20 protein-coding genes and 5 pseudogenes are annotated in these 25,061 nt (G+C 34.1%); 16 read left to right on the top strand and 9 right to left on the bottom strand.

What is annotated here, in order from left to right:
- Positions 1 to 369 precede the first annotated feature (369 nt).
- Positions 370 to 741: pseudogene (locus OPR17_RS00425) on the top strand (IS4/Tn5 family transposase DNA-binding protein); the annotation flags it as partial.
- Between the two features lie 222 nt (positions 742 to 963).
- Positions 964 to 1,986: an IS110 family RNA-guided transposase gene (locus OPR17_RS00430; protein ID WP_265021361.1), complete on the top strand. Its 1,023-nt coding sequence runs from the start codon at positions 964 to 966 to the stop codon at positions 1,984 to 1,986.
- 207 nt (positions 1,987 to 2,193) lie between these two features.
- Here OPR17_RS00430 and OPR17_RS00435 read toward each other — a convergent pair whose 3' ends face one another.
- The 3 genes from OPR17_RS00435 to dnaG all read right to left on the bottom strand — a co-directional run bounded on the left by OPR17_RS00435 (position 2,194) and on the right by dnaG (position 4,737).
- Positions 2,194 to 2,376, bottom strand: coding sequence for a hypothetical protein (locus OPR17_RS00435; RefSeq protein WP_265021717.1), 183 nt, complete (start codon positions 2,374 to 2,376; stop codon positions 2,194 to 2,196).
- A complete protein-coding gene (locus OPR17_RS00440) occupies positions 2,377 to 2,751 on the bottom strand; it encodes a Fic family protein (protein WP_265021718.1) in 375 nt (124 codons plus the stop codon). It abuts the gene before it with no gap.
- 237 nt (positions 2,752 to 2,988) lie between these two features.
- Positions 2,989 to 4,737, bottom strand: a complete 1,749-nt coding sequence (gene dnaG / locus OPR17_RS00445; protein WP_265021719.1) for a DNA primase — start codon at positions 4,735 to 4,737, stop codon at positions 2,989 to 2,991.
- Positions 4,738 to 4,912: 175 nt separating this feature from the next.
- Between dnaG and ubiG the strand changes: the two genes are divergently transcribed.
- A complete protein-coding gene (gene ubiG / locus OPR17_RS00450) occupies positions 4,913 to 6,085 on the top strand; it encodes a bifunctional 2-polyprenyl-6-hydroxyphenol methylase/3-demethylubiquinol 3-O-methyltransferase UbiG (protein WP_265021720.1) in 1,173 nt (390 codons plus the stop codon).
- A 266-nt stretch (positions 6,086 to 6,351) separates the two neighbouring features.
- On the opposite strand, the pseudogene OPR17_RS07350 reads toward ubiG, so the two are convergent.
- Positions 6,352 to 6,474, bottom strand: a pseudogene (locus tag OPR17_RS07350) (TrbC/VirB2 family protein); the annotation flags it as partial.
- 12 nt (positions 6,475 to 6,486) lie between these two features.
- Positions 6,487 to 7,349, bottom strand: a pseudogene (locus tag OPR17_RS00455) (IS982 family transposase); the annotation flags it as partial.
- 799 nt (positions 7,350 to 8,148) lie between these two features.
- Here OPR17_RS00455 and coxB point away from each other — a divergent pair.
- The 9 genes from coxB to OPR17_RS00500 all read left to right on the top strand — a co-directional run bounded on the left by coxB (position 8,149) and on the right by OPR17_RS00500 (position 19,053).
- On the top strand, positions 8,149 to 8,913 hold the full coding sequence (coxB, locus tag OPR17_RS00460; RefSeq protein ID WP_265021721.1) for a cytochrome c oxidase subunit II: 765 nt from the start codon (positions 8,149 to 8,151) through the stop codon (positions 8,911 to 8,913).
- Positions 8,914 to 8,928: 15 nt separating this feature from the next.
- Positions 8,929 to 10,479, top strand: coding sequence for a cytochrome c oxidase subunit I (gene ctaD / locus OPR17_RS00465; protein WP_265021722.1), 1,551 nt, complete (start codon positions 8,929 to 8,931; stop codon positions 10,477 to 10,479).
- A 1-nt stretch (position 10,480) separates the two neighbouring features.
- Complete coding sequence (locus OPR17_RS00470) at positions 10,481 to 11,368, top strand: heme o synthase (protein WP_265021723.1); 888 nt, start codon at positions 10,481 to 10,483, stop codon at positions 11,366 to 11,368.
- A gap of 176 nt (positions 11,369 to 11,544) precedes the next feature.
- Positions 11,545 to 11,982, top strand: a complete 438-nt coding sequence (rnhA, locus tag OPR17_RS00475) for a ribonuclease HI (protein ID WP_265021724.1) — start codon at positions 11,545 to 11,547, stop codon at positions 11,980 to 11,982.
- Positions 11,975 to 14,902 carry a DUF3971 domain-containing protein gene (locus tag OPR17_RS00480; protein WP_265021725.1) on the top strand — a complete coding sequence of 976 codons (2,928 nt, stop codon included), beginning with the start codon at positions 11,975 to 11,977 and terminating at the stop codon, positions 14,900 to 14,902. Before rnhA ends, OPR17_RS00480 begins: the two co-directional genes overlap by 8 nt.
- A gap of 56 nt (positions 14,903 to 14,958) precedes the next feature.
- The gene (locus OPR17_RS00485) at positions 14,959 to 15,852 is read left to right on the top strand and encodes an IS982 family transposase (protein ID WP_265021726.1); all 894 of its coding nucleotides are present in this window, start codon (positions 14,959 to 14,961) and stop codon (positions 15,850 to 15,852) included.
- 157 nt (positions 15,853 to 16,009) lie between these two features.
- On the top strand, positions 16,010 to 17,818 hold the full coding sequence (locus OPR17_RS00490; protein ID WP_265021727.1) for a peptidylprolyl isomerase: 1,809 nt from the start codon (positions 16,010 to 16,012) through the stop codon (positions 17,816 to 17,818).
- Positions 17,819 to 18,008: 190 nt separating this feature from the next.
- Positions 18,009 to 18,191, top strand: coding sequence for a hypothetical protein (locus OPR17_RS00495; protein WP_265021728.1), 183 nt, complete (start codon positions 18,009 to 18,011; stop codon positions 18,189 to 18,191).
- The gene (locus OPR17_RS00500) at positions 18,154 to 19,053 is read left to right on the top strand and encodes an IS982 family transposase (RefSeq protein ID WP_265021729.1); all 900 of its coding nucleotides are present in this window, start codon (positions 18,154 to 18,156) and stop codon (positions 19,051 to 19,053) included. Before OPR17_RS00495 ends, OPR17_RS00500 begins: the two co-directional genes overlap by 38 nt.
- Here OPR17_RS00500 and OPR17_RS00505 read toward each other — a convergent pair.
- From OPR17_RS00505 to OPR17_RS00515, 3 genes and pseudogenes are all read right to left on the bottom strand, one after another.
- Positions 19,038 to 19,436 (bottom strand): annotated as a pseudogene (locus OPR17_RS00505) (phage portal protein); the annotation flags it as partial. The gene OPR17_RS00500 and the pseudogene OPR17_RS00505 sit on opposite strands and share 16 nt — an antisense overlap.
- Before the next feature lie 193 nt (positions 19,437 to 19,629).
- Complete coding sequence (locus tag OPR17_RS07260; protein ID WP_320109873.1) at positions 19,630 to 19,818, bottom strand: type II toxin-antitoxin system RelE family toxin; 189 nt, start codon at positions 19,816 to 19,818, stop codon at positions 19,630 to 19,632.
- 91 nt (positions 19,819 to 19,909) lie between these two features.
- Entirely contained in the window at positions 19,910 to 20,143 is a 234-nt protein-coding gene (locus tag OPR17_RS00515; protein WP_010081986.1) for a DUF6290 family protein, read from the bottom strand.
- Between the two features lie 252 nt (positions 20,144 to 20,395).
- Here OPR17_RS00515 and lipB point away from each other — a divergent pair, with 252 nt between their 5' ends.
- Both lipB and OPR17_RS00525 read left to right on the top strand, forming a co-directional pair.
- Positions 20,396 to 21,013 carry a lipoyl(octanoyl) transferase LipB gene (lipB, locus tag OPR17_RS00520; protein ID WP_265021730.1) on the top strand — a complete coding sequence of 206 codons (618 nt, stop codon included), beginning with the start codon at positions 20,396 to 20,398 and terminating at the stop codon, positions 21,011 to 21,013.
- On the top strand, positions 21,013 to 21,996 hold the full coding sequence (locus OPR17_RS00525) for an LD-carboxypeptidase (RefSeq protein WP_265021731.1): 984 nt from the start codon (positions 21,013 to 21,015) through the stop codon (positions 21,994 to 21,996). Before lipB ends, OPR17_RS00525 begins: the two co-directional genes overlap by 1 nt.
- A 232-nt stretch (positions 21,997 to 22,228) precedes the next feature.
- Here OPR17_RS00525 and OPR17_RS00530 read toward each other — a convergent pair whose 3' ends face one another.
- Positions 22,229 to 23,131, bottom strand: a complete 903-nt coding sequence (locus OPR17_RS00530) for an IS982 family transposase (RefSeq protein ID WP_265021732.1) — start codon at positions 23,129 to 23,131, stop codon at positions 22,229 to 22,231.
- 84 nt (positions 23,132 to 23,215) lie between these two features.
- On the opposite strand from OPR17_RS00530, the pseudogene OPR17_RS00535 reads away from it, so the two are divergent.
- A pseudogene (locus tag OPR17_RS00535) lies at positions 23,216 to 23,347 on the top strand (IS982 family transposase); the annotation flags it as partial.
- 771 nt (positions 23,348 to 24,118) lie between these two features.
- Positions 24,119 to 24,997: an Rpn family recombination-promoting nuclease/putative transposase gene (locus OPR17_RS00540; protein ID WP_265021733.1), complete on the top strand. Its 879-nt coding sequence runs from the start codon at positions 24,119 to 24,121 to the stop codon at positions 24,995 to 24,997.
- The last annotated feature ends 64 nt before the right edge of the window (positions 24,998 to 25,061 follow it).

A 25,061-nucleotide genomic window follows, 5' to 3' on the forward strand; every position in this document is an offset into this window, starting at 1 on the left:
AGCTAAACTGACTTAGGCTTACCGACGATTTGAAAAACCATCATTCCGCTACTCGTTAGCGGAATCTATACCGCGAATAGACTTCTTGCATAACCCAAACTAAGTAGAAAGAAGGTATCATCCGAGTAGCTGACACTGGTTCCTTTATGACGGTAGTAGCCCCCTTCTCCTGTCATTCCAGTTCTCTCTTCTTGTCATCCCAGTGCCCAAACACTGGGATCCAGTTTCACCTTATGATGGTGTCATGAAAGTAGCTGACACTGGTTTCCATCCAAGACGGTGTCATTCCTTACTATTACCCACAAATATAAATGTACTTATAAATAAAGTATTACAATATTAAAGTTTGCAAATATTGAGGGTATAAAAATGGCAAACGAGAGTAATGAATGGGCTAAAAATGAATTTGGAGATGCTGTACTTGGAGATAAAAGATTAACTGACCGATTAGTAAAGATTGCTGATAGTTTGATAAGTTTACCTGAAAGCTCAATTAATGAGGCATGCGGAAGTTGGTCAGAAGCAAAAGCAGCATACCGTTTTTTTCAAAATGAGAATGTAAAAGAAAGTGATATTTTAGCTACACATATTAATAAGACGGTTGAGAGAACAAAAGCTCACAAGAGGGTTCTTGTCATTCAAGATACCAGTTACATTGTATATAATAACCATAAAAAAACAAGCGGATTAGCAAATTTGTCCAGTTATGATACTGCAAAAGGTATTATAATGCATACAGCTTGTATCTTGTAAAAAGCATTTAATGTTTTAAGCTTAAGCATTAGATGGAGAAGGGAAAAACTCTAGCATTTGGCTTAGATATAAAATCTGTGCAAGAGATAAGAGTTCCCTTCTCAAAAGTATAGGCTGGACGGTATCGTAGAAAAACCTAAATGGTTCTAATTCTGTATTCACAAGGTAAGCCTTACTTTTCATTTTTAATGGTAACGTATGGGGTTATATATGATCAACAACTTTTTAGGAATAGACATATCAAAAGATCGCTTTGATGTTTTTCTTTCATTCATAAGCAAAAAAGGAAAACGTGAAACTAGGAAAAGGAATTTTAAAAACGAGGATTCTGGGTTTCAAGGTTTGCAGGACTTTCTACAAAAACATAATGTAGAAGAAGTAAAAGCCTGTATGGAAGCTACTGGTTGTTATGGTGAAGCTTTGGCTGAATTTCTTCACAATGCTGGATATTTTGTTAGTGTTGTAAATCCTTATTGCATAAAATCTTATGCGAGGAGTAAGCTTGTACGACAAAAGAATGATCAGACCGATGCAGAAATTATTGCAGATTATTGCCAAAGGCAGGAACCAACTCGCTGGGCACCACCTTCTCCCGAAAAGAAAAAATTAAAACATCTTTATCGTTGCTCGGCTGCGTTAAAAGATGAATTGACATTAGTAAATAACCACTTAGAAAAAAAAGAGAGACTGCCTAAAGAAGTTGCAAATGCTTGGGAAGACCTTGCAATGAACATAGAGCAAAAAATAGAAACAATAAAAAACTCCATACGTGAATTATTAAAGCAACACAAAGAGTTGTTGGAAAATTTTCAACTTCTACTGACTATTCCAGGAATAGGAGAGGAATCAGCAATAGCTATTTTAGCGGAAATTCCTGACATAAAGGATTTTATAAATGCCAGGCAATTGGCAGCATATGCAGGAACTATATCACAAAATATAACGTCAGGTTCATCTGTACATGCCAAGCCCAGATTAAGTAAATCAGGTTCACGAACACTACGCAAGGCTCTGTTCTTTCCTGCCATAGTAGCTAAGAATCACAATCCTATCATTATGAGTTTTTGCCAAAGATTAAAGGAAAAGGGTAAGCATAATATGGCCATCGTTGGTGCTGCAATGCGTAAGTTACTCCATATCATTTTCGGTATTCTGACATCCAAAAGTGCTTTTGATCCAAATCATATCAAGAACTACAGAGCTAGGATGTTGACTGAAGGTTTAGTGCTTTAAAATCAAAAAATGCTTCCATTTTATCTTATGTAAAATATTATCTTATACAAATTTATTGAATGTAGTTGGTTAGTGTATATATTGATAAGTAAATTAGTTTTATACATACAAAACAACAGAAATTTACTTATCAATATATACATTAACTATACCGCTACACAGTTGGAAGTACTTTTTGATTTTACAATGCAGCTTAAGATTCAATTTTTATAATTTTCTTGTTGACTGGCGAGACGGTATCTCTTGTACTTCCTTTCTAACAAGGTAAGGTGGTGTGGGATCAAAAATTATACCAACAACTTTTCCATTCTGATCTTTTGCCTCAACTCTATTAGAACTTGCTTTGTATTTTCCTCTATGATACAAATCTTTTTCACTATAAAGTAGCATCTAGTTGTTAATGTGCAATATTGATGACTCACTAATTGGAATATCCGTATAATCATGAAATATTAGTTTAAGCATTGCTAAGTAGCCAGCAATTTCTTGCTCATCTCTATTTTTAAATTTTTTGACACGTAGGTTTTTATATAGATCCTCAACTTCTTTATCGGTTAGACGATTTCCTTCAATACGGTTAGAAGCGCCAGAAGATGTAACAATAACTGAATGAGTTAATCTTTCAATTGTTTGTGGTAGTAGTTTTTTCGTTATCTGCCAGCTATTTTTAACACTATCAACTGCAGTAATTAACTCGTACACTTGCTCAATTACAGGCCCTTCTAGGTTGAGACGTGTACTAAGACGAAAATTCTTCCAGTTCATATTCTTCTCACATGCATATTATGTGAGATAATGTGAGATAATGTGATAAAAGTCAATAGTAAGCTTTATATGCATAGCAGAGCTAACTACAAAAATTATACATTTTCAAGTGATCCTAACCATATCAAAAACTACAGGGCAAAGCTGTTGGAGGAAGGCTTAATTAGTTAAAAATTTCAATCTTATGTAAAATATTGTCTTATTTTGTAATTTTCTTGTTGACTAACGAGACGATATCTACTTTTCAATAAACTCCATTTGCATTTCTTGTATACTACTTTCTATTTGCTCTATTTGTTCTATTAACCTTTCTTCTAAGTCAAGATTACCGCTCAGCCTCGCTTCGGTTCTTTCTTTTCGTAATGCATTTAATTCTTTTAGTAACACTATATTATTCCACACAATTTCTGCAGATTTTCTCTCGTTCAGTTGGCTATTTAGTACACTAGTTTTTTCAAATACATACTTTATAACGTTAAACTGTTTCAATTCTTGTAACAAAGCCTCTTTATCGAGTTTGCTTTTGTTACTTATTACATCAATTATACGCTGTTGTAATCTTTTCATCTCATTAGTAAATTCAAAATGAGAAAATTGCTCAAAAAATATAGGACGGTTCAAGATTTCAGGAAATTCTACGGCTATACGCAAAATTACGGCCTGATTTTGCTCTGCTTCAATTAGCTCTGGAGATTTGTTATGAAGATACTCACCTTTTGTTGCTCCAGTTTTACTATTAAAAATCTGTTTTTTGAAGCTACTTCTTAATTCACTAGCCTTATTGTAAAAATAATCTCTGTAATACCTTCTAATACTGCTGTTGCTAATAGTATTTACATATTCCATGAACTTGTGCTCAAGAATTGAATATTTTTCCGGAGCAAGTTTTTCATAATTTTGCAAATTGCTATCGATTATGTGATGCCATAAATATTCAGAATGCAGTTTTGTTGAATGGTCAAGAGCAGTCAATACGTCTTCTTTCTTGTATTCCAGTTCGTTACATATATCGTATGGATCTTTATTACTCGGCAAAGTCACAAACTTTAACGTGTATCCAGGCTCTAATATTAGCAGAGCAAGTTCTGCAACTCGAGTAGCAGCATGACGTCCAGCACTATCGCCATCCATACAGATGGAGATTTCTTTAGCAAATTTCCATAGATTTTTTATCTGTTCTGCAGAAATTGCAGTACCAAGCGAAGCAACTGTATTGCTAATTTCCGCTTGATGTAGTGCTATCACGTCCATATATCCTTCAACAACAAATATGTGCTGTTTTTTACGTATTTCGCTTAAAGCAAAGTTTAATCCGTATAAATTCTCTCTCTTCTTGAAGAGCTGACTCTCTGGGCTATTTAAATATTTCGGCTGTTGCTCAGAACTTAGCGCACGTCCGCCAAAACCAATAACCCTCCCTGCAATGCTCTGTATAGGAAATATCAGCCGGTCATAAAAATAATCACGAAAATTTTTGTTTACTAATCCAATATCAATTAAAATTTTGTCTTCAATACCTGAAGAGTTTAAATACTCTTTCAAACCAGAGCTTGATGCATAACCTATCTTAAATTTATCTATGATTTTAGGTAAAATCTTACGCTGCTTTAAATAATCTACAACACCTTGATTTTTTTGTGCAAACCAATTTGCAGCTAAATCAAGCGCTAAAAATAGTTTATTATCCTCTTTTGTAATACTAAGATTTTTGGGCAGTTCAACACCTGTAACCAATGCTAATTTTTCCAATGCTTCTTTAAAGCTTAATCCTTCAGTTTGTGAAATAAATTCAAATGCATCACCACTAGCTAAGCAACCAAAACAGTAATATAACCCCTTAGTATTGCTCACCGAAAAAGATGGGTTTTTTTCGTTATGAAATGGACAGAGCCCAACAAAACTATCTCCTCTTTTTATTAGCCTGACTTTTTTACCTACTATGTCAGATAATAATAATTTTGACTTTATAATATCTATATGATCCATCTTGTTAAATTAGTAGTAGGATAAAAATTATATAGAATTTATACACATTTGACTCGAAATTTATTTCAAGCTTTAGGACTCCCGAAAGATCAGGAGTATTAAAACGGCTTGACAGAAAGATCAAAATAAATTACCCATATAAATATCCTTAAGTTATGCAAGATCAACTTTTTATATGTCAGATGTAGTATCAATTGCTTCAGATCATGCTGGTTATGAATTAAAATCAGAAATAAAACCTTACCTGGAAGCCCTAGGTTATAGAGTGATAGATCAAGGCTGCACTGCTAAGCAAAAGTGTGTAGATCACCCAGACTATGCTGTTAAAGTTGTAGAAGATATAACAGACAAAAAAGCAAATTATGGGATATTAATTTGTGGTACAGGTTTGGGCATGAGTACTGTGGCAAATCGTTTTGAAGGAATCTACGCTGCTTTATGTAACAGTGTTGAGATCGCAAAATTAGCTCGCGAGCATGGCAACGCAAATGTACTGTGTCTTGGTGCAGGATTTACTGCGAGTGGATTAGCAAAAGACATAGTCAAACAATTCCTCGAAACAGAATTTTCAAAAGAAAGCAGACATAAAAAACGCCTTGATAAACTAAGTAATATAACCTCTAAGAAAAAAAAAACAAAAACTTATAACGAAGATGAAATATCAAAATTCGCTAAAATGGCAGGCCAGTGGTGGGATGAAAACGGCAAATTCAAACCATTGCACATGATGAATCCTGTTAGAGTATCTTACATTATTGAGAAAATAAAAGAGTTAAAAAAATGCGATTTAAAAGAATTATCATTGCTTGATGTTGGATGCGGTGGTGGTATTTTGTCAGAGTCAATGGCACGCGTTGGCATTAACGTTGTGGGAATAGATGTATGTGAAGAAAACATAAAAGTAGCGCATTCACATGCAAAAAAAGTAGGGTTAAATATAGAATATATACACACCAGCATTGAAGAGCTAAGCAATGACAAAAAGCACGACGTGGTTCTGTTGATGGAAGTAATTGAACATGTGGATAATTTAGAGCTTTTCATGAAAAAAGCGATAGAACTGCTAAAACCGGAGGGGTTAATCTTTATATCCACAATAAATAGAACTATTAAATCCTTTTGTCTTGCAATAATTGGTGCAGAGTACATATTAAATTGGCTGCCAAAAGGTACACATAACTGGAATAAATTTCTCAAGCCATCAGAAATTGCAAATCACTTAAGAGAAAATAATGTAACGCTGCAAAACATGGCTGGCATGGAGTACAACGTAATAAAACGTGAGTGGAGTCTAACTAAAGGAGTAGATGTTAATTATATACTTTGTGGGAAACTCTGTTGTAAATAGTCAGGTTCAGTGCATAGTAGATCTTTAATATAACAATGTTTTTTTATATAAAGTACTACTTCATTGCCACACTTTTGAAGGATTATTAGTACAATCTCCTTGATTAGTGATCATAGAGCCAGGAGGGCAACAAACATATTGTCCCTTATTATGTTTGTCAGGAGATATACCACACTGTTTACCCACAAGTTCATGCCCAGTAGCAGCAACACATTTTCCACTATCCAATGTTTGTCCTCTCTTAAGACAACAAACTTCCCTTCCTGTTATCGCTTTTGTAATTTGGGGCCACCAAAAAACACTGCAACGAACATACCCAGTGAGAAAAGCGCAGGCCAAGGCATTTTGCCAAATATTGCAAGTAAGCTTGAACCAATTATTACCAACGCAAATTCTGGATTAAGGAAGGAAGTATAGGAAATAGAAGGCTTTTTGGATTTGATGGAATAGGAGATGAGAGTAGAAAAGATATGAACCAAGAAATCAACAGGGGATCTATGGCGAGTGTGTTCAATTTCTAGTCTATTTTTTAGGTAACCAAAAACAGTCTCAATGATAGACCTTTTTCTCAGTAAAATCTTCTCATTTAGCGAAATTAATGTATTTTTCATACCTTTTTTCACCTTGGTAACAAGTTTCAAACCTCGGTCAAACAGCTTCTGAAAAAGCTCTTTTGCAATATAACCTTTGTCACCAAACAAAAGGCCGGTTAATTTTTCCGTCAAATTTGGCACAGGTATCCTATCATCAACATTGCCTTTTGTTAGCGTAAGTGCATGAATTTCACCATTTTCATTGATTACCATATGTAATTTGAAACCAAAAAACCAGCCGTAAGTACTCTTGCTTAATTTTGCAATTCCAGCAAAAACTTTGTTTTTGGATATTCTTTTTGCATGACAAACTGCAATGGGAGTTGTGTCTATATATGAAATTCCAGTGTTTTCTGACTGTCCACAAAGCCAATGCAACAACATTGCTAAATGCCACAAAACCCTAGGCTTTAGAGCAACAAACCTGGTATATGAAGGCAACTTTGGAAACTCTGATTTGTAGAGCAACGTTAGGTAATGTAGATAGAAAGTTTTGAAATTTTTACACGGAGATTGTTGATATAGCAGGATTATTGTCATGATTTCAGAGTGCTCAATTTCCGTTGTTCTTGTGGGTTTTTTACCATTTGGCAGTAGTTTGCCTGCAAAATTTTCTCTATATCTCTGCAAAAATCATCGACCAAACAAAACAGTTTTGTTATATCTTCCATGGGTAACCTCATCTATTTTTTTATAATTGCTGAGTTACCCTGTTTTCTGCCTTTTCTATTCTCCTTTAATCCAGAATTCGCGTTAATAGTTCTTTATGTCTTTTTTGTGTTACTTTCAACACTTATGGATGACACCCTGACAACCGTCATCCCGCTACTTGTTAGCGGGATCTATGCTTTGAGATACTGCGAATGAATCGCGGTATGACGGTTAAGTAAGGGATCTATGCTAAGAGATGCCAAAGACCTTCATGAAACTTTGCCCATTTGGCTTCTCTAAAGATTTCGTTTACAGAATCTAGTAATTCAGCTATGCAGAATGAAAAAAGTTTGTATGGTATATAAATAGTGTGTTTTTTTTGTAATTATTTTCTATAATACGCAAACCTTTGGTTCAGTAAATGCTACCATAGGCATTAAAAGTTAATTAACAAACTGTAATATATAATGAAAGAAAGACACTTGTAAGATTTTGATCTTGCAAATCATAAACTTGTCATAAAGTTTAATAGTGTCTGTTACTGCTTTTAGGTGTGAGGCTAGAGGGTTATTAGCAGTAACAGACACTATTAAACTTATTATAGAATTTACTTAAAGTAAATACTTAATTTAAAATATTATAATATTTTTACTTACAATAGATTTATGTAAATGCTTTTTTCCTCAAATTAGTATTGTACTATTATACTTGTTGAATGCTAAAAAATTATTAACCATCACTAATCTCTATTTGCATAGTAAGTTTATATATACTATTATACAGTATATCATTTAGTTTTACAGCAAACAAACAAAAGATATGGTGAAGTTATTTGCACTATTGATAATATTTTACTCAAATATATCTGTTGCCTCTGCTCCTGCTTCTTGGCAATTTGGATTCCCTGCTCCTGCAACTGAAGTAATGGAGGCTGTAGTTAGGTCACATTCGTTTGTGATGCTTGTGATGGTTGCAATAATGCTTTTTGTGTGGGCGCTGCTTGCTTATGTAGTATTTCGCTTTCGTAAAAGCAAAGTGGCAAACGTAAGCCAAACTAACCACAATGTCCTTTTAGAAATTGTTTGGTTTGTTATACCAACGATTATTGTTGGAATATTAGCCTTTGAAAACGCTAAATTACTGAAGCTACAGGAAGAAATACCGAAAGCTGATATAACACTGAAAGTTATTGGCCATCAATGGTATTGGAGCTACCAATATCCAGAATATCGGGGTGTATCATTTGACAGTTATATTAAGGGAAAAGATGACTTTATCGAAGGAGATTTAAAGCTATTCTCTGTTGATAACAACGTCGTTTTACCCGTTAATACTAATGTTCGTTTACAAGTCACAGCAGGGGACGTAATACATAGTTGGGGAGTACCGGCTTTTGGTGTGAAAATTGACGCAATACCAGGAAGGCTAAATGAAGCGTGGTTTAATGTCAAAAAGCCAGGTGTTTATTACGGGCAGTGCTACGAATTGTGTGGTCAAGGCCATGGATTTATGCCAATTGTTGTTGAAGCAGTAAGCAAAGAAGATTTTAATAAGTGGATCGAAAATAGAAAATTAGTGAGTTAAATTTGGAGTATAGATATGAGTGACGTACCAAAGGGCATAAAGCGTTGGTTATTTTCCACTAATCATAAGGACATAGGGACACTGTACATTATTTTTTCCATATTAGCTGGAATTATTGGTGGGTTATTATCGGTGATTATTCGCACTCAGCTAATGCACATTAATATACTTAACAATAACTATCAACTATATAACGTAATGGTTACAGGGCATGCGTTGATAATGGTGTTTTTTATGATAATGCCAGCCCTCATGGGAGGATTTGGTAATTGGTTTGTGCCTCTTATGATCGGTGCACCCGATATGGCATTTCCTCGTATGAATAATTTAAGTTTCTGGTTATTAGTGTCATCTTTTATTTTGCTCATTCTCTCAGTGTTTATTGGTGAAGGTCCAGGTACAGGTTGGACTTTATATCCACCTTTATCACAGGTAATGTCCCATCCAAGTGCAGGAGTTGACCTTGCTATACTTGCACTCCACGTTGCTGGTATGTCGTCAATTGTTGGGGCGATCAACTTTATAGTTACTATATTTAACATGCGCGCAAAGAGCATGTCATTAACTAAGATGCCACTATTTATTTGGTCTGTCTTGCTAACAGCATTTATGTTGATTGTCGCCTTACCAGTGCTTGCCGGTGCTATAACTATGCTTCTTACTGATCGCAATATTGGCACTTCCTTTTTTGATCCTGCAGGTGGTGGTGACCCTGTGTTATTTCAACATTTATTTTGGTTTTTTGGTCATCCAGAAGTTTACGTAATTATTTTTCCTGCATTTGGCATCATAAGTCAGGTTGTATCAACTTTTTCTCACAGACCTGTATTTGGTTACATAGGGATGGTTTATGCAATGATAGGTATAGCAGTATTTGGCTTTATGGTTTGGGCTCATCATATGTTCACTGTTGGGCTTAGTGCTGACGCTGCTGCATTTTTTAGCACTACCACAATTTTTATCGGTGTTATAACTGGTGTAAAAGTCTTTAGCTGGATTGCAACTATGTGGGGTGGAGCAATTGAGTTTAAGACCCCTATGCTATTTGCACTAGGTTTTATTTTTATGTTTGTTGGCGGTGGCATAACGGGAATAATTCTTTCTCATGGTGGAATAGATAAGCTCCTGCACGACACCTATTATGTTGTTGCTCACTTCCATTATGTCATGTCACTTGCTGCATTATTTGGAGCTTTTGCTGGCTTTTATTATTGGATTGGTAAAATGTCGGGTAAACAATATAATGAGCGCTTAGGTCAAATCCATTTTTGGCTTACTTTTATTAGCACCAATATCACTTTTTTACCTCAACATTTCTTAGGATTAGCTGGTATGCCAAGGCGTATACCTGATTATCCTGATGCGTTTATCCCTTGGAATTATATATCCTCAATTGGTTCGTATATGTCCTTTGTTTCAGTTATGTTTTTTGTGTTTATAGTTATACATCTCTTTAAATGGGGCAAGAAAGCTGGAGATAATCCTTGGGAAGGTGACACCTTGGAATGGACGGTATCTTCACCACCGCCTTTTCATACTTTCGAAAAGCCACCAGTGGTAAAATAGAATGTACACAAGTGTTTTGCTAAATGTTGAATCAATAATACTGGATTTTTGGCGTTTGCTGAAGCCAAGGATAATGTATCTTGTGGTATTTACTGCAGTTGCTGGTATGGTTACTGCACCAGGTAGTATGCACCCTTTTCTAGCACTAATATCTCTTATATGTGTTGCTCTTGGCTCAGGATCTGCAGGTGCTATAAATATGTGGTATGACAAAGACATAGATCTGCTCATGGAAAGGACAAAAAACCGCCCTATACCTTCAGGTAGAGTTTCTGCAGAAAGCGCGCTTGAATTTGGTATAACTCTTGGAATATTGTCAGTATTTATCATGGCAATAGCAGTAAATTATATTTCTGCTGCTTTGCTTGCAGTTAGCATATTATTTTACGTTTTCGTATATACAATTTGGCTAAAAAGGCGTACTCCGCAGAATATCGTTATCGGTGGTGCAGCAGGTGCTTTTCCTCCAATGATTGGCTGGGCAGCTGTGACTAATTCTGTCAGTTGGGAAAGTTTCATTTTATTTTTAGTAATTTTTATGTGGACTCCACCACACTTTTGGGCCCTATCTTTAAATAAGTCTGAAGACTATGCAAAGGCATCGATTCCAATGTTCAATATTGTTTATGGTCCGGAAAAAACAAGAAAATATATATTAATTTATAGTGTGTTGCTGGTGCTAACTAGCTTGCTTCCAGCTCTATTTTTGAAAAAGGCTTTACTTTATCTAAGCATGGCAAACTTTGAAGGGTGCGTTTTTATTTGGTACGCTATATCAATTCTCAGATTCAAGAACCACAGCTCACAGAAAAAAATGTTTTCTTATTCAATTTCTTATCTATTTTCCCTATTCGCCAGTGTTATTTTTTGTTCTATTGATTTATTTTAGTTATGAAAGAACGGCAGAAACATAAAAACTATTTTTTACTTTTCCTTTTGGTAATGCTCGTTGTCACACTTTTTTTTGTTTCTATAATAAAATTTAAAGGTGCAGCTTAAACTACCTTTAGAAATTGTGCTTTCATAAAAGCAACTATATACTTTATTAATTCATTACAGTTAAAGATGAGCAAAAAGGAAGTGATAATATACACGGATGGAGCGTGTTCTGGTAATCATGGAGCGGGAGGATGGGCAGCTATCATATTATTTCAAGATTATAGAAAGGACATTTATGGTAGAGAAGAAAATACCACAAACAATAAAATGGAGTTAACAGCGGTGATCAATGGGCTGAAAGCGTTAAAATTTTCTTGTAATATTAATTTATATACGGATAGTCTTTATATTAAGCATGGCATAACAGAGTGGATAAATAAGTGGAAAATGAATGGTTGGAAAACAAGTAATAAAAAATCAGTAAAAAATATGGAATTGTGGAAAGAGCTAGACAACGTTGCTTCACAACAAGAAATTGATTGGAAGTGGGTTAAAGCACACAGTGGCGATAAGTATAATGAGGAGGCTGATAGTTTAGCAAGAAAAGCAATAATCGATGCTTAAAAAAATCACTATATCACTTTCCATAGTTCTATTGTTCATATTGTGCTTTTTTACTTTTTTAAAGCCTTTAGAAATCAATATTAATTATATTAATTTTTATGTTAAACATAAAATATCAAAAATATTTGTTGGCTCAAGCGTTAATATGGAGAATACCTCAGTTGTTTGGCAGAAAGATGCGTATTTAGTCATTACAGATTTAGCAATAGCAAATCCTAATTTTACTATAAAAGTTCCTGAGCTTTTTGTACATTTTAAGTTAAGTTCCTTATTTAAAGATAGCACAAATCTCTCTCAGGTTTCAGCTGATAATGTGCATGTATATATCAATCAGAAAGAAGCTGACTTTAAAGCAGTAAATTTTAATCTGCAAAACTCAGTAAAAACAATAAGGGAATTTTTTTTTGACTTAAATGCGGATTCAAAAATTGAATTTACTAACATCGCTATTGATAAAAGCACAGAAGATGAATTTTTTATTGATAAATTATATATAGGGAAGGGGGAAGATTTTAATGTTTTAGATATTCATGTGAATACAAAAGATGGAAAGGGATTTTTGGATGATTTATCAATTACGATAAAAAATCGCAACAATTTGCTAAATGTGTACGGGACATTTTATGATCTAAAATTGGGACTATTGAGCGAGTTTTCTACATTAGTTAAAAGCTACAATTTGGACAAAAATATAGGATTCAAAGGAAGCTTCTCAGTGAAAATTAATAAAAAGGATGAAATTGTAGATGGAAATATATACGTATTGAATACAGAAAATTATTTGAACAAAAATTTGGCCTTAACTAATGTAAATATAAATTTAACATATAGTGATGGAATTATTAGTGTAAAAAACTTTCATTTTAAGTTAAATGGCACGTATCTCTCTTTAATAGGCAAGATGAACTTTAGTACAAGCGATGCTTTGCTTAGAATTAATATTAGTAAGTTTGCTGCAAAGGATTTATGTACTTATGTACCAGATAGTGTAGTGAATAGTAAATTTAAAAGCTGGTATTGTGATAATATTGATGGGAATGTTTTAAACACAATTGTAAGTTTCAATGGCAAAATTAAAAATTTATTTAATGACGATCTGTCAGATATCGTAGTAGTTGATGATATAGAAAACGGTAGCGTAAAATTTGATGAAGATTTTGAGCAAGTAAAGGAATTAAAGGGTGATTTGATCATCAAGAATAACGATCTTAAAATTACTGTAAATAGCGCTAAGTTTCAAAATTTCACTATTAATGGTGGTGATATTGAAATGAAATCTCTCGATAAGGAAAATTCAGTTCTAACCATTAATGGCCAAGCTGTAAGTGATGCTTATGGTTTATATGAGCCTATAAGATTTAAGCTGGATGATGTGGTGAAGGTTGGAAGGGATAAAGTAAGTGGAATGGCAAAATCCGTATTTAATTTTCGCATTTTTAATCTAAACGTTGATGACAAAAAAGTAGATTTTTCAGCCAATTTTCATTCTGAAATTGACAATTTGGCCGTCTATAATGCAAGTCTTGGTAAATATGATATTAAGCTTAATTTTGGCAGTGACTTTATAGATTTAAATGGTAGTGGTATGGTGAATAACACACAGCTATTATTTGACCTGAAAAGTAGCAATAGGAATGAAAGTTTTGCCTGGAATTTGACCGGAGATTTACCCGCTCAAATACTTAATTTTGATGAAAATATAGGTGGCTATGTCAATACAAATATAGAATCGGTGATAAATCAAGATAAGACGGGGCATGTTAATGGTAATATGGATTTATCAGAGCTTGAATCACGTTCAAGTTATTTAGGATGGAAAAATCGTTTTGAAGATCACAATAAAATTTTGTTTTCTACAAGGTTAAAAGGAGCAGGTGAATTGTTAATAGACAAATTAGATGTTGTAGGAAATGACCTAGATATAAAATTCAGCGGAAGAGTAGAAAATGGAAATTTATATTTAAATTCTAGTAGCTTTAAATTGCCTGATAATGATTTTAGTATAGAAATTGAATCAGGTAAGGAGAGAAATGTTATAACTGTTCATGGTGAGGAAATTAACTTAAGTGATATTTTAGGCTTGCTTGGTAAAAACAGTAATGGATTAAACAAAGATATAGAGATTAGTATGAATGTTGACAATGTAATGATGAAAGAAGGCATCGTTATCAAAAATGCTAAGCTGAATGTAACCTGTACTAAAGGTAATTGCAATGGAAGTCAATTTACAGGACAGTTTCTAGAAGATAGCAGCAACATACTAGCGGAATATAGTGGAATGGGGCTCGAAATATATGCGGATAATGCAGGTATACTTTCGCGTTCCTTAGGCATTAGTAAATCAATTAAAAACGGCAAATTGTCTTTTTATCTCTCTCCTCAGAGAGAAAGTGGAGAACATTATGGTACGTTATCCATTAGCAATTTCTACATCAAAGATGCTCCACTACTTACTACTTTATTGTCGATGTCTTCATTGCCTGGCATTGTAAATGCCATAAAAAATGAAGGTGTATACTTTTATAAATGTAATGCACCTTTCTCATACAAAGACGGCTCTGTCGAAATTGAAGAATCTTGGCTTGAAGGAGCGGAATTAGGCATTAGCACTAGCGGTAAGCTCGACATTAGAAATTATAAATTCCAAGTTGAAGGACAAGTAATACCAGCATATTCAATTAATAAATCTTTGTTAAAAATTCCTATAATTGGGAAACTTCTTACTGGCGGGAAAAGTAGGGGAATCGTTTCAATAGACTATAAAGCAAGTGGTGATGACAAAAACAATAACGTATTTGTTGATCTTATCTCTTCGCTAACTCCAAGCCTATTAAAGAGGTTATTGGGAGTGTTTGATCGCATTATGACAAAAACTAACGAAAGTGGCTTAAAACGCGAATTCTGGATTAAAGGAGAATAGAAAAGGCAGAAAACAGGGTAAACTCAGCAATTATAAAAAAATAGATGAGGTTACCCATGGAAGATATAACAAAACTGTTTTGTTTGGTCGATGATTTTTGCAGAGATATAGAGAAAAATTTTGCAGGCAAACTACTGCCAAATGGTAAAAAACCCACAAGAACAACGGAAATTGAGCACTCTGAAATCATGACAATAATCCTGCTATATCAACAATCTCCGTGTAAAAATTTCAAAACTTTCTATCTACATTACCTAACGTTGCTCTACAAATCAGAGTTTCCAAAGTTGCCTTCATATAGCAGGTTTGTTGCTCTAAAGCCTAGGGTTTTGTGGCATTTAGCAATGTTGTTGCATTGGCTTTGTGGACAGTCAGAAAACACTGGAATTTCATATATAGACACAACTCCCATTGCAGTTTGTCATGCAAAAAGAATATCCAAAAACAAAGTTTTTGCTGGAATTGCAAAATTAAGCAAGAGTACTTACGGCTGGTTTTTTGGTTTCAAATTACATATGGTAATCAATGAAAATGGTGAAATTCATGCACTTACGCTAACAAAAGGCAATGTTGATGATAGGATACCTGTGCCAAATTTGACGGAAAAATTAACCGGCCTTTTGTTTGGTGACAAAGGTTATATTGCAAAAGAGCTTTTTCAGAAGCTGTTTGACCGAGGTTTGAAACTTGTTACCAAGGTGAAAAAAGGTATGAAAAATACATTAATTTCGCTAAATGAGAAGATTTTACTGAGAAAAAGGTCTATCATTGAGACTGTTTTTGGTTACCTAAAAAATAGACTAGAAATTGAACACACTCGCCATAGATCCCCTGTTGATTTCTTGGTTCATATCTTTTCTACTCTCATCTCCTATTCCATCAAATCCAAAAAGCCTTCTATTTCCTATACTTCCTTCCTTAATCCAGAATTTGCGTTTCCTAAGGTATAGTATAACTCAGTTAAACATATGTTCCTATTTAAGATTAGAGAGTTAAATTTTAAGTTAATATATTGTAATATTATATATATTAGCTAATAAAGCAACAGGTTTACAAGCATTAAATTATCACTATTCTATAATTAATCATTAATTAACTGGGTTTAAAATGAATGTTAAAAATTTTTTCACTAAAGTAACCGTTGTCCTTTTAGCTTGCTTGTTAATCTTCATGGGAATTGGCAACCTTTTATCAGGTGATGATGAAAAAGAAGAGGTAGCTAGGGTTGGAAAAGAAGTTATAACGTCAGATGAGTATAAATCACTATATCAAAATTATGAAAAGCAAATTTCTGGATCTGATGCGAGTAGAGAACAAGTAAAAAAGCTGAAATATGATTTGCTTAACGCACTTATAGAGCAAAAACTATTGTTTAACCTAACTAGTGAGCTGGGGTTGACAGTTGGAGAAGAATCTATAAAAAACCATATTAAAAACACCAAATACTTTCAAAATGATAAAGGTGAATTTGACAAAAATAAATTCTATGAAACGCTAAATGACCTGCATATGACAGAGAAAGAGTATATAGCAAAGCTAGAGAAAGTCCTGCCTGCAATGATGTTCATGACTTCATTATTTAAAGATAATTATCCAGTAACTTTTGGCGAGAAAATTGATGAGCAGATATACAAAAGTCGCTACCAAACTAGAGTAGTTGATATTGTTAAAATAACTGAAGATGCAGTTACAAACATTCCTGAACCAGATGATCAAGCCTTACTTGATTTGTACGAAAGAAATAAATCCCATTTTTATTATCCTGAGTATCGAACTGCGCAATATATTTCCCTAGGCCAAAAGTATTTTGAAGATCAAATCAAAATCTCAGATGAAGAAGTTGATGGTATAATAGAACAACAAGAACTTAAAGATCAAAGAGATATATTCAATGCAATATTTTCTACCAAAGAAGAAGCTGAGACAGCAAGAAGAGCATTTGAGAAGGGTAAAACAAGCTTTGAACAGATAGTAGAAGAGTTTGGCAAAGCAAAACTTGAGGAAACTAGAGTAAATAATATAACTAAGGATTTTTTACCAGAAAACGTGAGAGAGAAGGTATTTGCTCTCAAAGTAGGTGAAGTAAGTGAAGTTTTAGCAAGCAGTTTTGGTTGGCACATAGTAAAAGTGGAAAGTGCGCATCAAATCTCTGATGAAGACTTAGTTGATTTAAAAAAAGACATAAAGTCAGTTCTAACTAACCAAAAGTCTTTTGAAAGAGTCAATGATTTCATAAACCAAGTGAACTATAAGATATACAATGGTTCAGAAATTGAAGAAATATTGAGTGAATATAATTTACCTATACAAACTATTGGTCCAGTAGATGCGAGTGGAAAAGATCAAAGCGGTAATAACGTAGGAGATTCTGGTGATTTGATTTCTTTCGTTTTTTCGCGAGAAAAGGATCAGAAAGGTTATTTTAAGGGCATTGGGGACGCTGTTGTTAGTGTAAAAATCGTCGATATCGTTCCACCCAAATTGCAAAGTTTTGAAGAAGGCAAGGCATTAGCGGTAGAGCTTTGGCGTAGTGAGTTTATAAAAGAAAGAATGTTTAAATTCGGGCAAGAGGTTGCAGTTCAACTAAGAGAAAAAACAGATTTGGAAGAAATTCAAGGTGTGGAATTAGTTAAAGGTCAGCAGATGCACCGCAATAAAGTGGATCAACAAAACTACCCCTTTTCTTTTGTAGAAGAGATTTTCAATATGAAAACAACTGGTTCAGTGACAGATCCTATTCAATACAATAATGAAATTATAATAGGTGTTCTAAAAGAAATGCATTCATCAAATGGCAAATTAAACACGCTTGACACCGGAAAACGTGTGATGATATCGCTAAAAGAGCAATTAATTAGCTATCTGGAATCAAAGTATAAAGTCGAAGTTAATCACGCTATACTTGATGATATATAATCAAAAATCTTATAAGTTGCTTCAAACGCATCCAGTGCCCAGACACTGGGATCCAGGAATTTTATTAAGTTGGTAAGCATAAAAGTAGCCGTTTTATGTTAAAATACAACGTTTTAATGATTAAAAAAAGGCTGGATTCCAGTGTCAAGCACTGGAATGACACCATTTGCTGTGCAATTTACCTTCACAAATGAATGTTCGTATAGCTGTGCACCCGGCACTGCCCTACATTATTGGTAATTATATTATAAACGCGAATTCTGGATTAAAGGAGAATAGAAAAGGCAGAAAACAGGGTAAACTCAGCAGTTATAAAAAAATAGATGAGGTTACCCATGGAAGATATAACAAAACTGTTTTGTTTGGTCGATGATTTTTGCAGAGATATAGAGAAAAATTTTGCAGGCAAACTACTGCCAAATGGTAAAAAACCCACAAGAACAACGGAAATTGAGCACTCTGAAATCATGACAATAATCCTGCTATATCAACAATCTCCGTGTAAAAATTTCAAAACTTTCTATCTACATTACCTAACGTTGCTCTACAAATCAGAGTTTCCAAAGTTGCCTTCATATACCAGGTTTGTTGCTCTAAAGCCTAGGGTTTTGTGGCATTTAGCAATGTTGTTGCATTGGCTTTGTGGACAGTCAGAAAACACTGGAATTTCATATATAGACACAACTCCCATTGCAGTTTGTCATGCAAAAAGAATATCCAAAAACAAAGTTTTTGCTGGAATTGCAAAATTAAGCAAGAGTACTTACGGCTGGTTTTTTGGTTTCAAATTACATATGGTAATCAATGAAAATGGTGAAATTCATGCACTTACGCTAACAAAAGGCAATGTTGATGATAGGATACCTGTGCCAAATTTGACGGAAAAATTAACCGGCCTTTTGTTTGGTGACAAAGGTTATATTGCAAAAGAGCTTTTTCAGAAGCTGTTTGACCGAGGTTTGAAACTTGTTACCAAGGTGAAAAAAGGTATGAAAAATACATTAATTTCGCTAAATGAGAAGATTTTACTGAGAAAAAGGTCTATCATTGAGACTGTTTTTGGTTACCTAAAAAATAGACTAGAAATTGAACACACTCGCCATAGATCCCCTGTTGATTTCTTGGTTCATATCTTTTCTACTCTCATCTCCTATTCCATCAAATCCAAAAAGCCTTCTATTTCCTATACTTCCTTCCTTAATCCAGAATTTGCGTTAGAAGGGCGCAGAAGATAAAGCTCTGTTGGTGGTTTTCTACTATTCTGTGACTCAATCATCAATATATAAGAATTGCCGTTAACTAACCGATAAGTTACAATCCCCTCAATAAATTCCGATTTTGATGTCATTGGATTAGGAGAATAAAGTAATTTCAGTAATGGATGAACTTTTAATTGTGGTTTCCCCTGATCAGTAAGCTGGCAGAGAGTAAGAGGTACCAAAGATGCAGCATTTGCAATCATATTGATTGCTCGAAAGGCAATAACATTTTTTATGTAACCTTCCTCAGCAAAACTTACATAATCACGCTTACTCCAACTTGGCTCCATCATTAGCTGCAAAGCAGAATATTTAGTAAATACTGCGCTTTTTTTTCTTTGAAAGATGTTGAAATTCATATGTGCCTCCTAAAAAATTGAATTTGTGGTAGAATTATATCAATTGGTGTCACAGGAAGGATATACTAACGTACGAACATTATGTTTGAGAGCAATCTTTACACAGTAGTTAAATGGCAAGCACAATAAGGGGTAGCAAAAAGAATGAGCTTTTTTTTTGAGCTGAGCGAAGCCACCTAAGGTAGAAAATGAATCAGGAAGGAGTAAAAATATATTTAATGTTTATATGATGTACTTGCTTATAAATATCTTTTCTGTGTCCTATCTCTGTGATAACCACTTCATATTTTATAATACTTACGGAATAGATAACGCGATAATCACCTACTCTTAATCTTCTTTGTCTTTTAAATCTGTAATATAATGGCTCACCAAGGTTAATGGATCAATTGTAAGGCGCTTATTTATCGCATTTATGATCCTTAATCTTATTGTTTTTGGAAGAGCTGGAAGGTCTTTCTCAAGAACGCTTTCTATGAAGATAATATTGTATTCCAGTCTACATCCTCACTTCTAATTTTCTTTACACCTGAAACATTACGTTTAGCAGCACGCTCAATTAGTATTTTATCTTCCTCATTTTCAATTGCTTCTTGTATTAGCTTCTCTGTTAGTTCTTTAATGGACTTATTTCTTATTTTAGCCAGTCCAGCAAGACACTCTGAAATTTCGTTGTTGAAAGTTATGCTAAATTTTGAGTTTGCCATGTATTTTACCTAAAATCTACTAATAATTATACAACATTTTTCTGAATTTTTCAATAAAAAAAGTTGCCTATACGTAAAGAGGACCTGTGTTGACAAACAATTAAACATTTGTCATGTACTATGTTTGTTAAGGAGAAATAGCACAGAAGTTAGTATTAAGTATATTAGGAATAAGAAAGGCTGCGCTCAGTGTCACACACTGGAATAACAGGAAAAGAACGAACTGCTATACTAAAAAAAAAGAAATTGAACATGACAGAATGGCTAATATCTAATCAGCTTATTGATTATAACTGTGCCGTAAAATCTATGGAAGAGAAAATTCAACAAATTCACAATAATTCAGCAGAAGAATTGGTATGGCTACTCCAGCACCCTCCACTTTATACTGCAGGAATCAGTGCAACAGCTGATGATATTGTTGAAAAACTATTTCCCATATATAAAACAGGAAGGGGTGGTAAACACACATATCATGGTCCAGGACAGCGCATCATATATTTAATGTTAAACCTTAAAAAAAGAAACAAATGCGATATAAAGCTATATATTAGAGATCTAAGTAAGTGGATCATAAATGTTTTAAAGCAATTTAATATACTTGGAGAGTTTAGAGAAGATAGAATAGGCATTTGGGTAAACCATAACGGAGTAGAAAAAAAAATTGCAGCTTTTGGTATTCGCTTAAGAAAATGGGTAACTTATCATGGCATAGCGCTTAACGTCTTTCCAGACCTCTCTCACTATAAGGGTATTATTCCTTGTGGGTTGCAAGGTTATGGCGTCACGTCAATGGAAGAACTAGGAGTGAAAGTTCCACTCTCTGAATTGGATGATATACTAAAAAAAGAGTTTTATAAGATATTTTAATGATTGTTTATCTTTTATATTTCATTCTCACTTTATGTGCTAACACAAGTATTCATGCAATCGACCAAGTTGATATTATTGCTCCTTCTTCGAAGGGAAAAGAATCAGATCTGACTACTATAAAAGAATATGTAGAAGCTTTGGATTTTAATCCCCATATTTCGGAGAAAATATATAGTAATGATAATCCATTTTATTCCAACTCTGATGAATTCAGAGCAAATGATTTGATTAGTGCACTAACTAATGACAGTAAAATAATTTGGTGTATCAGAGGAGGAGAAGGGGCTTCTCGGTTAATTCCCTATCTAGAAAAGCTACCCAATGATAAAAAAGAAAGAATTGCTCAAAACAAAAAAATCCTCATAGGCTATAGCGATATAACTGCCTTGCACATCCATCTACAAGCTAAATATGATTGGCAAACTCTTCACGGCACCATGTTGGAAATGATAGTAAATAACTCCGTTTCTGAAAGCTCTGTTGAAAAATTGAAAGAGTTAATTCTTAACAAGCGGGATTCTATCAGATTTGATAACCTAAAGACGATAAATAATGGCATTAGACTAAAAGATGGCAGATTAGAGTCTAAAATCATCGGTGGTAATATGACTCTAGTTGAAAATAGTATAGGAACCGCTTGGCAAATAAATGCGAAAGGTAAAATTCTATTTTTAGAGGACATAAGAGTTTACCCATACGCAATAGAGCGCAGTTTAGATCACCTAAAACAAGCCCACATCTTTGATGGAGTACATGCAGTAATCTTTGGGGATTTCGTTAACTGCTATAACGATAACCTTGTTGAAGTTATAAAAGAAAGGTTTGCAAAAAGTGTTAACTTTCCTGTATTTACAATGAAAGGGGTAGGCCATGGACATACAAATGATCCTTTGCCTTTTAACACTCACGCTATTATTAGCGTTCAAGACGAAAAAGAAGGTTTGTTTTTTATGGACGTGCAGAATGTTAGCTACACATAGCTGATAGCTCACTAGGCTTCTTTTGAAATTGTTAAGGTAATTGTCATCCCAGTGCCCTGACTACTTGGATCCAGAAGACTTAATTTTAACCAAGCAGGCTGCATAATAAAGGCTGGATTCCAGCGTCACGCGCTGGAATGACAAGGTATAAACCTTATCGTCATGCCGCCGCGAACCGTCATACCGCGATTCATTCGCGGTATCTCATCAGCTAACAAGCAGCAGTTCTACGTCATACCGCCGTGGTATCTTTTAACGCAAATTCTGGATTAAGGAAGGAAGTATAGGAAATAGAAGGCTTTTTGGATTTGATGGAATAGGAGATGAGAGTAGAAAAGATATGAACCAAGAAATCAACAGGGGATCTATGGCGAGTGTGTTCAATTTCTAGTCTATTTTTTAGGTAACCAAAAACAGTCTCAATGATAGACCTTTTTCTCAGTAAAATCTTCTCATTTAGCGAAATTAATGTATTTTTCATACCTTTTTTCACCTTGGTAACAAGTTTCAAACCTCGGTCAAACAGCTTCTGAAAAAGCTCTTTTGCAATATAACCTTTGTCACCAAACAAAAGGCCGGTTAATTTTTCCGTCAAATTTGGCACAGGTATCCTATCATCAACATTGCCTTTTGTTAGCGTAAGTGCATGAATTTCACCATTTTCATTGATTACCATATGTAATTTGAAACCAAAAAACCAGCCGTAAGTACTCTTGCTTAATTTTGCAATTCCAGCAAAAACTTTGTTTTTGGATATTCTTTTTGCATGACAAACTGCAATGGGAGTTGTGTCTATATATGAAATTCCAGTGTTTTCTGACTGTCCACAAAGCCAATGCAACAACATTGCTAAATGCCACAAAACCCTAGGCTTTAGAGCAACAAACCTGGTATATGAAGGCAACTTTGGAAACTCTGATTTGTAGAGCAACGTTAGGTAATGTAGATAGAAAGTTTTGAAATTTTTACACGGAGATTGTTGATATAGCAGGATTATTGTCATGATTTCAAAGTGCTCAATTTCCGTTGTTCTTGTGGGTTTTTTACCATTTGGCAGTAGTTTGCCTGCAAAATTTTTCTCTATATCTCTGCAAAAATCATCGACCAAACAAAACAGTTTTGTTATGTCTTCCATGGGTAACCTCATCTATTTTTTTATAATTGCTGAGTTTACCCTGTTTTCTGCCTTTTCTATTCTCCTTTAATCCAGAATTCGCGTCTAAAAAATAGACTAGAAATTGAACACACTCGCCATAGATCCCCTGTTGATTTCTTGGTTCATATCTTTTCTACTCTCATCTCCTATTCCATCAAATCCAAAAAGCCTTCTATTTCCTATACTTCCTTCCTTAATCCAGAATTCGCGTTTTTAGGTAATGAATTCTTTGAGTATAAAAAATACGATCCGCAGTATTCTAACGTTTTAGATGAATATAAATTCATAAGATTAAGTTGTATGAAAAAAGAATATAATCCAAATTTTGGCGAGTTACTTAGCCATCAGCCATCTTTTTTTATTACAGAAGGAACTGCTGAGCCAGATTCTCCAGGTAACTATCAAGCTGGCGTGTTCGAAGTAACAAGTAATGGAAAGGGTAGGAAAATCGCTACATTAATTGATGAATTTGGTTATTTCGATCAAGATGGTAAGTTTCATTATTGCGATTACCATATAAAAGCAGAGTGTGGTGTTTATGATCCTTCCAAGGTTAATAAAAAATACGCAATAACCGATGCAAACAGCGAGTTTTACCTTACAGAAAACGACAATATAATTCTTCACATCATTCCAGAGTTATTGTAATTATACCAATCAAAAGAACAAAATAAAAGAAGAATGAAGTCCATTCAAGTCAAGAGGAAATGGCAGAAGTGTGAAAGGAGGTAATGTTAGGTTAATGGCTTAAGAGATTTTCTAAGGAAATTGTCTTGATATTTATGGTTTTTCAAGCATGCCACTAGCTTTAAGATTTTTTAGGTCAGTCGCCTATATTAATAGGAACACCTACCTTAATTTGCCAACTCTTGAAATTCAGCTAACTTTAATAGACTTTAGCATAAAAAGGTTGAACATTTCTTCAGAATTGTGTATGATTATTAATGCTTTTTAGGTACTCTTGCTATGGCTCTTTCTAAGTTTCTTGACCCGAAGAATGATGTCGCATTTCGGCGTGTCTTTGGAACTGAAAAGAATAAAGATATCCTCATTCACTTCCTCAACGATATTCTGGGCCTTACTGGCAAAAATGCAATACAGGATATAGAATTTTTAAGTACTATTCAAGACCCTGATATTGCGTCTAAAAAGCAAAGTATCGTTGATGTGTTGTGTAGGAATTCCACGGGAGTGCAATGGATAATTGAGATGCAGGTCGCTAAAACTAAAGGCTTCGAGAAACGTGCTCAGTACTATGCTGCTAAAGCTTATTCAAGACAAGCTGACAAGGGTGATCAATACCATGACCTTAAGGAAATTATCTTCATTGCTATAGCAGATTGTGTGCTGTTTCCTAATAAATCTGAGTACAAGTCAAAGCATACTATTCGAGATGAAGACACTAATGAACACGATCTAAAAGATTTTTACTTTATATTTATTGAATTGCCAAAATTTCCAAAGAATAAGGAAGATCAATTGGAGAATATAGTAGAAAAGTGGGCTTATTTCTTTAGGTATGCAGAGGAAACCAGTGAAGAGGAGCTGGAAAAAATAATAGGGAGTGATTTTATAATCAAAAAAGCCTATGAAGAGCTAAATAGATTTAACTGGTCAGAAAAAGAATTTATTGCCTATGAACAGGAAATAAAACGTATTCTTGATGAACAGGCTGTCCTCGCTCAAAAACTTGATGATGCTACTGAAAAAGGCAAAAAAATTGGTAAAGAGGAAGGAAAAATTGAAGTAGCAAAAACAATGCTGGCTAATAATGTTGATGTTGACACTATTGTCAAGTTTACTGGTCTTTCTATAAGTGAGATAAAAGAATTGCAGAAAGTTTAATAACTTATAGGTTCTTCTAAAGAAATTAGCTTATTTGAAATTTGCTTGACGTTTTTTGAGCATG

The sequence above is a fragment of the Wolbachia endosymbiont (group A) of Icerya purchasi genome (genome assembly GCF_947251635.1).
Taxonomy (GTDB): domain Bacteria; phylum Pseudomonadota; class Alphaproteobacteria; order Rickettsiales; family Anaplasmataceae; genus Wolbachia; species Wolbachia pipientis.